Source organism: Streptomyces sp. NPDC025806 (assembly GCF_055558275.1).
In genome coordinates this window covers 279,796-292,756 of record NZ_JBVHMU010000009.1, presented here as the reverse complement: position 1 = coordinate 292,756, position 12,961 = coordinate 279,796, and the positions used below count along the sequence as shown (strand labels likewise).

Genomic DNA, 12,961 nt, shown 5'->3' with positions numbered 1-12,961 from the left:
ATCCGACGGCTTAGCGACGGCGCGACGAGTTCGGTCGCCTCGGGCAGTCTGTATGTGTGTCGGGTGGTCACCGGACCTCACGACACCCTGCGACCGCCACCTCGGAGTGAAGCCGATGTCCGACACCACCTGCCACATGTCGATCTCGCTCGACGGCTTCGTCGCCGGCCCCGGGCAGAGCCGGGACGATCCGCTGGGCCGGCGCGGCCAGGAGCTGCACGGCTGGCACATCGGCGACCCGCGCGCGACCGAAGCCGACCGGACGGCCGACGACTGGCTGATGCGCTCGCGCGGCGCCTACGTCATGGGCCGCAACATGTTCGGTCCGGTCCGCGGCGAGTGGGACGAGCCGTGGGAGGGCTGGTGGGGCCCCGAGCCTCCCTACCACGCCCCGGTCTTCGTGCTCACCCACTACGCTCACGAACCGATCGAGAAGGAGGGCGGGACCACCTTCCATTTCGTCACCGGAGGATTCGACGCCGCCTACGCGCAGGCGCTCGAAGCCGCGGGCGGCGAGGGGGTGGACATCGCCGGTGGCGCTTCGACGGTCCGACAGGCGCTCGACGCGGGCGTGATCGATGAACTCACCCTCGACATCGCCCCCGTCCTGCTCGGCAGCGGCGAGCGCCTGTTCGACGGCGTCGAGACCTTCGATTTCGAGCCCGTCGAGGTGCTCCACTCACCGCTGACCACCCATGTCCGCTACCGCAGGCGCGCCGCCGCCGGCTGAGCGGCCTCGGAAAAGGCGGCCGCGTGGTGGGCGACCCACTGCGCGTACGTACGGGCCGGGCGGCCGGTGATCTGCTCGACGGTCGTCCGGACGGGCACGGGCGCCGACCGGGCGGCGGAGAGCTGGTCCAGCAGGAAGTCGGCGGCGGGAGGCGGCAGCCGGTCGAGGAGCTGTCGGTGCGTGTCCTCGCGGGGCACCTCTTCGAAACGGGTGGAGATGCCGAGCGTCTCGCCGATGATCCGGACACGGTCGATCTGGCTGAGCGCCTGCGGCCCGGTGAGCTCGTACGTCGTTCCGGGGTTCGGCGCGAGGAGGGCCCGTGCGGCGACCGCGGCGATGTCACGCTCGTCGACCGGGGCCATGGCGGCGTCGCCGTAGGAGCCGCGTACGGTGCCGTCGCGCCGGATCGGGCGGGCCCATCCGAGGTCGTTGGCCATGAAGAGGCCGGGGCGGACGAACGTCCACGACAGCGCGGAGTCCGCGACCGCCCGCTCGCCGGCGAGGTGCCGCTCGCCGATCCAGCCGGGCCGGCGGAACGTGACGGAATCCGAGGAGAGCAGCACGATGTGCCGGACGCCGGCCTGTTCGGCGGCGGCGAGGAAGGCGTCGAGGGCGCCGTGGACGGGGAACAGGAAGGCTCGGTCCACACCCTGGAGAGCGGCGGGAAGGGTCTCGGGGCGGGTGAGGTCGCCGGCGACGGTCTCGACCCCGTCGGGCAGGCCGGCCGTGGCCGGGTCGCGCGTGAGGGCACGTACCGGCTCACCGGCGTCGACCAGTTCGCGCACGAGGTTGCGACCGACGTTTCCGGTGGCGCCGGTGACCAGGATCATGCGGATGTCTCCTCGTACTCGCTACAGCCTGAGTGTTGGTGGCACCAACACTATGCCCGCCGTGTTGGTGCCACCAACACTGTTACGGTGTCGGCCATGGAGCAGATGCCCGAGCGCATGGCGGCCAAGCCGAGTTGGCTGATCACACAACTGGCCGTGCACACCCGCCGGTTGGTGTTCGACACCCTCGCCGACGCGGGAGGCGGCGGCCACCCGTACCGGGTCCTGGCCGTGCTGCACGAGTTCGGGGCGATGAGCCAGGCCGAGCTGGGCCGCCGCGCCCGCATGGACCGCAGCGACGTCGCGGCGGCCGTCGACGCACTGGTGGAGCAGCGCTTCGCCGAGCGGGCACCGGACCCCGACCACGGGCGGCGCAACCGGATCACCGTCACCCGGCAGGGCGTACGGCACCTGCGGCGCCTGGACGACGTCGTCGACCAGGTCCAGGACGAGCTGCTTCAGCCGCTGTCCGCCGAGGACCGGCGAACCCTGACCCGACTCCTCCGCCGGGTCCTGGACCGGCACGAACCAGCCTGACCGCTCATCACCACGAGGCCCGGGCCCCGGTTCGGGGGTGGTGCCGGCACCACCCCCGAACCGGGGCCTGGGCCGACTGCCCTACGAACGATCGGGGAGGAGGCTGGTTCCCGTCGCCACCAGTGCGGCCGACGGAACCGGCATCGACCACGGGACGGGGATACATGATGGCCAGTCACACACGGCGGGGACTCCTCAAGGGAGCCGCGGTCGCCGCGGCGGGCGGCGCGGTCGGCAGCGGCCTCGGGACGGGCCTCTTCACGGCCGCGGCCGGGACGGGTGGCGCGGCCCGGACAGGTGGCGCGGCCGGGACGGGTGGCGCGGCGGGGAAGAACGGCCGAAGTGGTGCGAGGCCGTTCCTGGAAGGGGCCCTCGCCCCGGCCGGCGAGGAGGTGACCGCCTTCGATCTGGAGGTGACCGGGCGCATCCCCCGCGACCTCGACGGCCGCTACCTGCGCAACGGCCCGAACGCCCTGGGCCTGGAGGACGTCCGCGCCCATCACTGGATGCTCGGCGACGGGATGGTGCACGGGGTCCGGCTGCGCGGCGGACGCGCGGAGTGGTACCGCAACCGCTGGGTCCGTTCCTCCCAGGTGACCGCGAAGCTGGGCGAGCGGTACCCGGGGCAGGTGCCGCCGGACGACTTCGCGTGCAACACCCACGTGATCCCGTACAAGGGGCGCGTCCTGGCGCTGCAGGAAGGCGGCCCGCTCCCGTACGAGCTGGACGACGAGCTGGGCACGGTGCGTCCGTACGACTTCCGCTCCACGCTGGAGGGCGCGTTCACCGCGCACACCAAGTACGACGCGGCGGCGGACGAGTTGCACGCGATCGCGTACTACCCCACCTGGGACCATGTACGGCACATCATGATCGACCGGACCGGCCGGGTGGCGCGGGCCACGCGGGTGCCCGTCGCGGACGCGCCGATGATGCACGACTTCGCGCTCACGGAGAAGTACGTGGTGATCGTGGACGTGCCGATCACCTTCGACGCCGCGGCGGCGGAGGCGGGCGCGATCGTGCCGTACGTGTGGAACGACGAACACCCCATGCGGATCGGGCTGTTGCCGCGCACCGGCGGCAGCACGCGCTGGTTCGAGATCGACCCCGTCTACTACTCGCACACGCTCAACGCCTACGACCAGGGCGACACCGTCGTGCTGGAGTACATCGGGTTCCCCGCCCCGTTCTACGCCGCCGGGCGCGGCATGGGCGGTCCGTGCGCGACCGGTTCCCCGACCCTGGACCGCTGGACGATCGACACCCGCGCGGGCCGGGTCCGCAGCAGCCGCCTCGACGACCGTCCGCAGGAGTTCCCCCGCATCAACGAATCCCTGGTCTCGCGCCGCCACCGCTACGCCTACACCGCGAGCGCCGCCGAGATGTGGCGCGCGTACGAGACGGTCGACGGCGTGCCGCCGGACGAGAAGTTCACCAACCACCTGATCAAGCACGACATGCTGCGGGGCAGCCGGCAGCTGGTCCGTTTCCCCGCGGGCGCGGCGGTCAGCGAGCCGGTGTTCGTCCCGCGGCGCGGGGCGCGGGACGAGGACGACGGTTACGTCCTGTCGTACGTGAACGACCCCGACCGGGGCGCGACCGACCTCGTGATCCTCTCGGCCCAGGACTTCGGCGGCCGGCCCCTGGCCCGGATCCACCTGCCCGGCCGCGTCCCCCTGGGCTTCCACGGCAGCTGGGTCGCGGACGCGTAGGGCGTGTCCGGCGGCTCAGGCGCCGCGCCAGATGTTGTCGAACGCGGCGTTCTCGACGGACCTGCGCTGCCGCTCCGCCTCCAGTTCCAGTTCGGCGCCGCCGACCGCGGCCAGCACCGTCACCACGGGGTCCGGCAGGCCCGAGGCGTCGACCGCCGACTCGTCCGCGCGCCGGAGGGCGGCGGCCAGGGCCTGGAGCACCGGCTCGCCCTCCTCCCAGCGGGCGACCGCGGCCTGGCGCGCCGCCGACGGGAGGGCCTCGGGCCGGCCGGGCATCAAGTGGCCGGGCACCGCGCGGCGCGGCTTCCGGGCGACCAGACCCTCGGCCCGGAGGCCGGCCACGTACTCCGCGGCCAGCCCCCTCCCCCGGCGCCACAGCCAGTCGTCCACCACCTCGTACGGCTCCTCGCGCACCAGCGAGGAGACGGCCCGGCGCAGCAGGTCGTCGTCCTGCGAGGGCGCGAGTCCCGGCACGATGCGCTCGTCGGGCACGGCGACGGCCTCCACGCCGATGAGGTCGATCAGCTCCCCGCCGGCCAGCGCGAGCGACAGGGCGCCCTGGTCTGCGGGGGCTCCGTGCTCCGGATCCAGGGTGATGAGCAGCAGGTCACGTGCCGTGTTCATGAGCGCTCCCTCTGACGGTGTCGGCCAGCGTACGAGGCTTTGCCCCGAAGCGCCGCGCTCGGGGGTCGCGGGCGGCGGCCGGATACAGTGCGCGTCGGCAGCCCCTTCGCCCGGCTGCCCGAGGAGGGGAAGCGTGACCGACACCCACGAGCAGCGATCCGCCGACGGCACGACGCGCGAGGCACAGCAAAGACGCCTGCGTCGCCTGCTGCGCCTGCTCCCCCTGATCGCCCCCGTTCTGCTGTGGACCGTCCCCTGCTGGCTCCTGCTGTACGCCGGTCAGGACTGGCCGCTCCCCGCCACGCTGACCGGCACCGCCGTGTTCGCCCTCGGTCTCGTCGGTATGCCGTTCGCCATGGTGCGCGGCCACGGCAAGCGGCAGCAGGACCGGGCGGCGATCGTCGGGGACACCCTGCTGGGCACCAGTTGGGTGCTGTTCACCTGGTCCGTGCTGCTCGGCGTCCTGCTGCGCCTCGCCCTGACCCTGGCCGGTGTCGGTGACGGCCAGGACCGGGCCCGGATCGTCACCTGGGCGACCCTCGGCACCGCCGCGGTGCTGCTCGCCTGGGGGTACGCCGAGGCCCGCCGGGTGCCGCGGGTGCGCCGACTCGACGTCGAACTCCCGCGCCTGGGCGCCGGCTTGGACGGCATCCGCGTCGCGCTCATCACGGACACCCACTACGGGCCCCTCGACCGCGCCCGCTGGTCGGCCCGGGTCTGCGACACGGTGAACACCCTCGACGCCGACCTGGTCTGCCACACCGGCGACATCGCGGACGGCACGGCCGCACGCCGCCGCGCCCAGGCCGCTCCGTTGGGCACCGTGAAGGCGGCGCACGCCCGGGTCTACGTGACCGGCAACCACGAGTACTACAGCGAGGCGCAGGGCTGGGTCGACCTCATGGACGAGCTGGGCTGGGAGCCGCTGCGCAACCGCCATCTGCTGCTCGAACGCGGCGGCGACACCCTCGTGGTCGCCGGCGTGGACGACGTCACCGCCGAGTCCTCCGGCCTGGCGGGCCACCGCGCCCACCTCGCCGGAGCCCTGGACGGCGCCGACCCCGACCAGCCGGTCCTGCTCCTGGCCCACCAGCCCAAGTTCGTCGACGAGGCCGCGGCCGGCGGCGTGGACCTCCAGCTCTCCGGCCACACCCACGGCGGCCAGATCTGGCCTTTCCACCACCTGGTCCGCATCGACCAGCCCGCCCTCGCCGGCCTCAGCCGCCACGGCGCCCGCACCCTCCTCTACACCAGCCGCGGCACCGGCTTCTGGGGCCCGCCGTTCCGCGTCTTCGCCCCCAGCGAGATCACCCTCCTCGTCCTGCGCTCCCCGGCCTCGGACCGGCCCTAGCCCCGGTAGGCCTCCAGCAGCCGCAGCCACACCTCGCTGACCGTCGGGTACGCCGGGACCGCGTGCCACAGGCGGTCGATCGGGACCTCGCCCGCGATCGCGATCGTCGCGGAGTGGATCAGTTCGCCGACTCCGGGGCCGACGAAGGTGACGCCGAGGAGGATCTCGCGGTCGAGGTCGACGATCATGCGGGCCTTGCCCGTGTAGCCGTCGGCGTACAGGCCCGCGCCGGCGACGTTCTCGATGGCCTGGTCGACGGCGCGCACCCGGTGGCCGGCCGCCTCGGCCTCGGCGAGGGTGAGGCCCGCGCTCGCCGCCTCCGGGTCGGTGAAGACGACCTGCGGGACGGCGTCGTGGTCGGCGGTGGCGCTGTGGGCGCCCCAGCGGTCGGTCTCCAGGAGCGGGACGCCCTGGGCGCGGGCGGTGATCGCGGCGCCGGCGATGCGGGCCTGGTACTTGCCCTGGTGGGTGAGGAGCGCGCGGTGGTTGGAGTCGCCGACCGCGTACAGCCAGTCGTGCCCTTCGACGCGGAGCGAGTCGTCGACGGGCAGCCACGTGCCCGGTTCCAGGCCGACGGTCTCCAGGCCGATGTCGTCCGTGCGCGGCGCGCGGCCGGTCGCGAAGAGGATCTCGTCGGCCTCGACGGTCGAGCCGTCGTCGAGCGTCGCCGTGACGGTGCCGCCCGAGCGCGCGACGCCCTTCACGGAGACGCCCGTACGGATGTCCGCGCCCGCCTCGCGCAGCGCGTCGGCGACCAGCTCCCCGGCGAACGGCTCCATGCGGCCCAGCAGGCCGTCGCCGCGCACCAGCACCGTGACCCGCGAGCCCAGCGCCTGCCAGGCCGTGGCCATCTCGGTGGCCACGACGCCGCCGCCGACCACGATCAGGCGGTCCGGGACCGTACGGGAGCTGGTGGCGTCGCGGCTGGTCCACGGCTTGACCTCGGCGAGTCCCGGCAGGTCGGGAAGGGCGGCGCGGGTGCCCGTGCAGACCGTCACGGCGTGCCGTGCGGTGAGCGTCGTGACCGTGCCGTCGTCGGCGGTGACGGTGACCGTGCGGGGTCCCGCGAGACGGCCGTGGCCGCGGTACAGGTCGGCGCCGATGGACTCCACCCAGCGGACCTGGCCGTCGTCCTTCCAGTGGGAGGTGTAGGCGTCCCGGTGATCGAGGACCGCCTGGGCGTCGAGGGGTCCCTGCACGGCCTGGCGCAGGCCCGGCACGCGGCGGGCGTCGGCGCGGGCGATCACCGGGCGCAGCAGCGCCTTGCTGGGCATGCACGCCCAGTACGAGCACTCGCCGCCGACCAGTTCGCTCTCCACGACCGCCACGCTCAGGCCCCCGGCCCGCGCCCGGTCGGCCACGTTCTCCCCGACCGGTCCGGCTCCCAGTACTACAACGTCGTACGCGATGGCTTCCGTCATGGACCCCAGTCTGGTGGCAGGTGTGCGCGCGGGCCACATGGGTACGAGCGCGGAATACGTCCGCGACGCGGACCGTTGTGCACAGCGGCATTGCCCCCACGGCTTCGCCCCCCGACCCAGGAAGCAGGAAGAGGGAAACACCATGAGCAGCACCACCGTGGAGCTGACCAAGGAGAACTTCGATCAGACGGTCACGGAGAACGGATTCGTGCTGATCGACTTCTGGGCGTCCTGGTGCGGGCCCTGCAAGCAGTTCGCTCCCGTCTACGAGAAGGCCGCCGAGGCCAACCCGGACCTGATCTTCGGCAAGGTCGACACGGAGGCGCAGCCGGAGCTGGCCGCCGCGTTCGGCATCCAGTCGATCCCGACGCTGATGATCGTCCGCGACCAGGTGGCGGTGTTCGCCCAGCCGGGCGCGCTGCCGCAGGAGGCTCTGGACGACGTGATCGGCCAGGCGCGCAACCTGGACATGGACGAGGTCCGCAAGTCCATCGCCGCGCAGCAGGAGCAGCAGGGGCAGTCCCCCTCCGCCGAGGGCTGAGCCACCGCACGGCCGAAGGGCCGGACCCCACCACCCGGGGTCCGGCCCTTCGCGCTGTCTCAGGTGGACGCGCGGACGACGGCCGTCGCGCCGAGCACGTCCCGTACGAGGGGCTCGGCGGCCGGGTCGCGGACCAGCCGGTCGACGAGCTCGGCGATCTCGCGGCCCGAGGGCAGGTCGATGCGGACGGTGCTCAGGCGCGGGCGCAGCAGCCGCCCCAGCATGAGGTCGTCCGCCCCCATCACGGCGACGTCCCCGGGCACGTCGGCGCCCGTGTCCTGGAGGGCGCGCATCAGCAGCATCGCGTACTCGTCGTTGTACGCGAACACGGCGCCGGGGCCGCCGTCGCGGAGCTCGCGGGCGAGTCGGGCGGCGTCCTCCTCCTCGTAGGAGAGCGGGAGCGGGACCGCGTCGGCGCCGGTGGCGCGGACGCCTTCGAGGCGAGGTTCGGCGTAGGTGCCGAGGCCGTGCTCGCGCGGCATGACGACACCGATCCGGTCGTGGCCGCGCGAGCGCAGGTGCTCGGCGGCGGCGCGGCCGACCGCGCGGTGGTCCATGAGCAGGGCGTGGGCGCCCTCGACGGGTTCGGGACCGAGGGTGAGGACGGCCTTGGTGCCGGAGCGCCGGAGCACGGCGGTGCCGTCGGGGCCGATGCCGGTGGGCGCGAGGACGGCGACGGGGCGCAGCTCGGCCCAGGCGCGGGCGGCGTCCTCGCCGGTCAGGCCGACGCTGCCGTACTGGACGACGGTGTGGTCGAGGCGGCTGAGCGCCCACTGGAGTTCGTTGAGGAACGCGCTGTGGAGCGGTCCCGCGGGCATCTCCGGGGTGGGCAGCAGGACGATGCGGGTGTGCCCCGCGCGCAGGCTGCGGGCGGCGGCGTGCGGGACGTAGCCGAGTTCTCTGGCGGCCTCGCGGACGCGGGTCCGGGTGGGTTCGCTGATGCGGACGGCGCCGGTGTTGTTGAGGACGTAGCTGACGGTGGCGCGCGAGACGCCGGCCAGGCGCGCCACGTCGGCGCTGGTCGGTACGGAGGACGAGGGCGGGCGCGGGTCGGGCTGCTGGTTCGGTATCTGCACCATGACCCCCGGCATCCTTCCAGACCGCCCCGCGGCGACGGCCCCCGGGCGTGCCGTTGCGCGCGCGGACCGCTAACGTGCGGGCACCACAGGGGAATTGGAGGTGTCGTTGATGGCCACGGAGACGCTGCCGGGTCTGCGGGACGCCGCGCGGGCCCTCGCCGAGGGGACGACGTCCTCGCGCGCGCTGGTGGAACGGTCGCTGGAGCGGATCGCGGCCACGCAGCCGGTGCTGAACGCGTTTCGGCTGGTGCGGGCCGAGGCCGCGCTCGCCGAGGCGGACGCGGCGGACGCGCGGCTCGCCGCCGGGGAGCGGCTGCCGCTGCTCGGGGTGCCGGTGGCCGTCAAGGACGACATGGACGTGGCGGGGGTGCCGACCGCGTTCGGCTGCGCCGGCGCGTTCCCGCCGCAGGTGCGGGACGCGGAGGCGGTGCGGCGGCTGCGCGCGGCGGGCGCGGTGATCGTCGGCAAGACCAACACGTGCGAGCTGGGCCAGTGGCCGTTCACGGAGGGGGCCGCGTTCGGCGAGACCCGCAATCCGTGGGCGCCCGGGCACACGCCGGGCGGCTCGTCCGGCGGTTCGGCCGCGGCCGTCGCGGCGGGTCTGGTGCCGGCGGCGCTGGGCTCGGACGGTGCGGGCAGTGTGCGGATCCCGGCGGCGTGGACGCATCTGGTGGGCATCAAGCCGCAGCGGGGCCGGATATCGACGTGGCCGTGGGCGGAGGCGTTCCAGGGGATCACGGTGAACGGGACGCTGGCGCGCACGGTAGGGGACGCGGCGCTGCTGCTCGACGCGGCGAGCGGCGCGCACGACGGCGATCTGCATCGGCCGCCCGCCGTGGAGGCGGCCGAGGCGGCGCGCCGCGAGCCGGGGCGGCTGCGGATCGCGCTGTCGCTGCGGATGCCGTTCACGGCGACGCCGAAGCGGCTCGATCCGCAGGTCAGGTCGCGGGTCGTGGCGCTCGCGGAGCGGCTCGCGGCGCTCGGGCACGACGTGGAGGAGGCGGATCCGCGCTACGGGCAGATCGGCCTGGCGTTCGTGCCGCGGGCGACGGCCGGGATCGCCGAGTGGGTGGAGCGGGTGCCCGACCCCGCGCTTCTGGATCCGCGGACCCGGGAGGCGGCCCGCATGGGCCGCACGCTCGGCAGGGGGCCGCTGCGGCTCGCCCGGCGCGCCGAGGCGGCCCTGCACCGGCGGGTCGGGGCGGTGTTCGACACCTACGACGTGGTGCTCGCCCCGACGACGGCGACGCCCGCGCCCCGGATCGGCGCGATGGCGGGGCTCAGCGGCTGGCGCACGGACCGGGCGATGATCGCGGCGTGTCCGTACGCGTGGCCGTGGAACGTGCTGGGCTGGCCCGGGGTGAACGTGCCCGCGGGCCTGGCCGGCGGCGGCCTCCCGGTGGGCGCGCAACTGCTGGGGCCCGCCCACAGCGAGCCGCTGCTGATCTCGCTGGCGGCTCAACTGGAGGCGGACCAGCGCTGGTTCGAGCACCGGCCGCCCGGTTCCTGCTAGAGCGTCCCCAAGGTGGGCCACAGTTCGGGTTCCTCGAAGCCGAGGGCCCACAGGGCGGTGGCGCGGACCCCGTACTTGCGCAGCACGGGCAGGTGCTGCGCGACGCCGCGCGCGTCCTGATACCAGACGTCGTGCTCCTCGCCGTCCTTCGTGTACGTGAAGTGCGGGGTGCGGGAGTCGGGGTCCAGGGTGTAGGCGGCACCGACCTCGCGGCGCAGGGTTTCGGCCTGCCGCGCAGTGACGTGCCCGGCGCGGCCGAGCTTGCCGCGTGTCCAGTCCCAGCCGTAGGCGGGCAGCCCCATCTCCAGTTTGTCCAGCGGGACTTCGGCGGTGGCGCGGGTGAGGATCTCGTCGTACCACTGCGGGCTGGAGAGGGGGCCGGGCGTGCCGGCGGCGTCGTGCAGGTTGTAGGCCATGACGCGCAGCCGGTCGGCGGCGGCGCCGAGGCGCTTGTAGTTCCAGATGCGGCCGGTGGTACGGGTCTTGGGGCTGACAGTGACGACGCACTGCTTGTCCGCGGCGTGCAGGCGGGCGCAGAGGTCGGTGACGAAGTCGGCGAAGCCGTCGCGCACCGCCGGGTACGTGGCCTCGGGGGTCGGCGCGATGGACTCGTAGTCGATGTCGAGTCCGTCGTAGGCGCGGCTGCGGACGACGGCGAGCAGGGTGTCGATGTGGGCGGCGCGCTGTGCGGCGCTGGTCATGACGGCAGCGAGGGCGCCGGGCGGGAGTTGTTCCATGACGGTCGGGACGACCTGGACGCCCTGGGCGCGCAGCCCGTCGATGATCGTGCGGTCGCCGGCCCCGGGGAACCCGGCGACCTCGCCGGCGGAGCGGGTCTCGTACCAGAAGGGGCTGACCGTGCGCAGTTGCGCGGCGTGGGCGAGGGCCGACCGGTAGGCGTTGTCCTGGTCCCAGTACGGGAGCCAGGCGGAGACGGTGCGGGTCTTCTCGGGTGTCGGCGTCGACTGTGCCGGAGCCGACGGTGCCGGCGTCGACGGTGCCGGAGCCGACGGTGCCGGGTCCGCCGTGCGGGCGGCCGCGGGCGCGGGCAGGAGTGCCAGAACGGCCAGGGCGGCAAGCGCTTTTGGGACCCAGCGGGATATCCGGCCGGCCCGGACGGCGCGTCGCGGGCGTGGGGCCGGGGTGTGTCGTCGTGCCATGGTCCGAGCCTGTCGGCCCGGGGGTGGACCCGCCGCGCGGATTGCGCCGTCCAGCCTCTAACGTGACCCGCGTGACTGCCTTCAGGGATGACCCCGCGACCGACACCGACACCTTTGCGCACCCGGGACGCGGCGGTGCGACCGCCACCGTCGAGGCCGAACCGCGCGGGATCGGCCGGGTGCGCACCGAGTACGCGCCCGCGCACGACGGCGATCCGGACCCCGGGGAGATCGTGTGGACCTGGGTGCCGTACGAGGAGAACGACGGGCGGGGCAAGGACCGGCCCGTGCTCGTCGTGGCCCGTGAGGCGGGCGGCACGCTGCTCGCGGTGCAGTTGTCGAGCAAGCGGCACGACGCCGACCGCGAGTGGGTGGCGATCGGCTCGGGGCCCTGGGACCGCGAGGGACGGCCTTCGTGGGTGGACCTGGACCGCGTGCTGCGGGTGCACGAGCGCGGGATGCGGCGCGAGGCCTGCGCCCTGGACCGCGGCCGGTTCAACCTGGTGGTGCTGCGGCTGCGGGAGCGCTACGGCTGGCGCTGACCCGCGGCGCCCGCTTCTCCCACGGGCGTCAGGACCCGCTCGAACGCCGAGCGGGTCGTGGCGCCCCGGGTCCGGTCGAGGACGCCGAACACGATCTCGTCGAAGGCTCCGGCGAACCGGCCGGTGAGCAGGGCGCGGAACGCCTCGGCCACGTGCGCCGGATCGTTCTGGAACACGCCGCAGCCCCAGGCCCCGAGGACGAGCCGGCGGTACCCCTGCGCGGCGGCGACCTCCAGGACCCGCTCGGCGCGGGAGGCGAGCGCGGCCGGGATCCGCGCCACCCGTTCGGGCGTGCGGGCCGCGATCACGCCCGCGTTCGGCGCGGGTGAGGTGAGGAAGCCGACCTCGTACGGGCTCTCCAGGAGGCGTCCGGTGTCGTCGCGGAAGACGGGGACGCCCGGCGCGTGGATCACCCGGTCCGTGTAGAAGACGTCCCGGTCGGCGCGGTGGTGGGCGTAGAACTCGGGCACCTCGATCAGGCAGGTGTAGAGCGCGGAGGCGCGGCAGACGGCCTCTTCCTGGGCCTGCGCGCCGTTCAGGTAGCCGCCGCCCGGATTGCGGGCCGAGGCGAAGTTCAGGACCGCGACCGGCTCGGGGCGGGCGGCCGTCATGCGGCGGGCCGCGTCCAGGCTGCTCTCGCCGGTGACCGTGATCTCGCCGCGGCCGTCCCCGGTCGGTGCCGCGGGCACGGGGTCGGGTCCGTACAGGCGGGTGCCCGCTTTGGCCCGGGCCACCGCGTCCGCGATGCGGACGACGCGTCCGGTCCCGGTCGTGTACTCCCCCGCGGCGACGATCTTCTCCGTGTCCTGCGCGATCCCGCGCAGCCGGGCGCTCATGCCCGCTCCCCCGTCGTGCTCATGAAACGATCGTGAGCTTCCGGTGGCCGCCCGTGCAACAGATTTTCCCGTCCCGACGGAC

General features: G+C 74.2%; 13 protein-coding genes. 7 read left to right on the top strand and 6 right to left on the bottom strand.

Features of this window, described 5'->3' with window-relative positions:
* Positions 1–115 precede the first annotated feature (115 nt).
* The gene (locus ACZ4E1_RS22570) at positions 116–730 is read left to right on the top strand and encodes a dihydrofolate reductase family protein (protein WP_467541818.1); all 615 of its coding nucleotides are present in this window, start codon (positions 116–118) and stop codon (positions 728–730) included.
* On the opposite strand, the gene ACZ4E1_RS22565 is transcribed toward ACZ4E1_RS22570, so the two are convergent.
* Positions 703–1,560: an NAD(P)H-binding protein gene (locus tag ACZ4E1_RS22565; protein WP_467541816.1), complete on the bottom strand. Its 858-nt coding sequence runs from the start codon at positions 1,558–1,560 to the stop codon at positions 703–705. The genes ACZ4E1_RS22570 and ACZ4E1_RS22565 overlap by 28 nt on opposite strands.
* Before the next feature lie 96 nt (positions 1,561–1,656).
* On the opposite strand from ACZ4E1_RS22565, the gene ACZ4E1_RS22560 reads away from it, so the two are divergent.
* Positions 1,657–2,097 (top strand): MarR family winged helix-turn-helix transcriptional regulator, encoded by a 441-nt coding sequence (locus ACZ4E1_RS22560; RefSeq protein WP_467541814.1) that lies wholly within the window; start codon positions 1,657–1,659, stop codon positions 2,095–2,097.
* A 167-nt stretch (positions 2,098–2,264) separates the two neighbouring features.
* Positions 2,265–3,812, top strand: a complete 1,548-nt coding sequence (locus ACZ4E1_RS22555; RefSeq protein ID WP_467541812.1) for a carotenoid oxygenase family protein — start codon at positions 2,265–2,267, stop codon at positions 3,810–3,812.
* Positions 3,813–3,827: 15 nt separating this feature from the next.
* Here ACZ4E1_RS22555 and ACZ4E1_RS22550 read toward each other — a convergent pair whose 3' ends face one another.
* Positions 3,828–4,436 (bottom strand): GOLPH3/VPS74 family protein, encoded by a 609-nt coding sequence (locus tag ACZ4E1_RS22550; protein ID WP_467541810.1) that lies wholly within the window; start codon positions 4,434–4,436, stop codon positions 3,828–3,830.
* A gap of 133 nt (positions 4,437–4,569) precedes the next feature.
* Between ACZ4E1_RS22550 and ACZ4E1_RS22545 the strand changes: the two genes are divergently transcribed.
* Positions 4,570–5,787, top strand: coding sequence for a metallophosphoesterase (locus ACZ4E1_RS22545; RefSeq protein ID WP_467541808.1), 1,218 nt, complete (start codon positions 4,570–4,572; stop codon positions 5,785–5,787).
* Here the strand turns inward: ACZ4E1_RS22545 and ACZ4E1_RS22540 are convergent.
* Complete coding sequence (locus tag ACZ4E1_RS22540) at positions 5,784–7,208, bottom strand: dihydrolipoyl dehydrogenase family protein (protein ID WP_467541806.1); 1,425 nt, start codon at positions 7,206–7,208, stop codon at positions 5,784–5,786. The two genes, ACZ4E1_RS22545 and ACZ4E1_RS22540, sit on opposite strands and share 4 nt — an antisense overlap.
* 142 nt (positions 7,209–7,350) lie before the next feature.
* Here ACZ4E1_RS22540 and trxA point away from each other — a divergent pair, with 142 nt between their 5' ends.
* Positions 7,351–7,749 (top strand): thioredoxin, encoded by a 399-nt coding sequence (gene trxA, locus ACZ4E1_RS22535; protein WP_467541804.1) that lies wholly within the window; start codon positions 7,351–7,353, stop codon positions 7,747–7,749.
* 59 nt (positions 7,750–7,808) lie between these two features.
* On the opposite strand, the gene ACZ4E1_RS22530 is transcribed toward trxA, so the two are convergent.
* A complete protein-coding gene (locus tag ACZ4E1_RS22530; protein ID WP_467541803.1) occupies positions 7,809–8,828 on the bottom strand; it encodes a LacI family DNA-binding transcriptional regulator in 1,020 nt (339 codons plus the stop codon).
* Between the two features lie 109 nt (positions 8,829–8,937).
* Between ACZ4E1_RS22530 and ACZ4E1_RS22525 the strand changes: the two genes are divergently transcribed.
* Complete coding sequence (locus ACZ4E1_RS22525; RefSeq protein ID WP_467541801.1) at positions 8,938–10,341, top strand: amidase; 1,404 nt, start codon at positions 8,938–8,940, stop codon at positions 10,339–10,341.
* On the opposite strand, the gene ACZ4E1_RS22520 is transcribed toward ACZ4E1_RS22525, so the two are convergent.
* Positions 10,338–11,501 carry a glycosyl hydrolase family 18 protein gene (locus ACZ4E1_RS22520; protein ID WP_467541799.1) on the bottom strand — a complete coding sequence of 388 codons (1,164 nt, stop codon included), beginning with the start codon at positions 11,499–11,501 and terminating at the stop codon, positions 10,338–10,340. The genes ACZ4E1_RS22525 and ACZ4E1_RS22520 overlap by 4 nt on opposite strands.
* A 62-nt stretch (positions 11,502–11,563) precedes the next feature.
* Between ACZ4E1_RS22520 and ACZ4E1_RS22515 the strand changes: the two genes are divergently transcribed.
* Positions 11,564–12,043 carry a type II toxin-antitoxin system PemK/MazF family toxin gene (locus ACZ4E1_RS22515; protein WP_467541796.1) on the top strand — a complete coding sequence of 160 codons (480 nt, stop codon included), beginning with the start codon at positions 11,564–11,566 and terminating at the stop codon, positions 12,041–12,043.
* Here the strand turns inward: ACZ4E1_RS22515 and ACZ4E1_RS22510 are convergent.
* Entirely contained in the window at positions 12,028–12,879 is an 852-nt protein-coding gene (locus ACZ4E1_RS22510) for a TIGR02452 family protein (protein ID WP_467541794.1), read from the bottom strand. The genes ACZ4E1_RS22515 and ACZ4E1_RS22510 overlap by 16 nt on opposite strands.
* Positions 12,880–12,961: the final 82 nt, after the last annotated feature.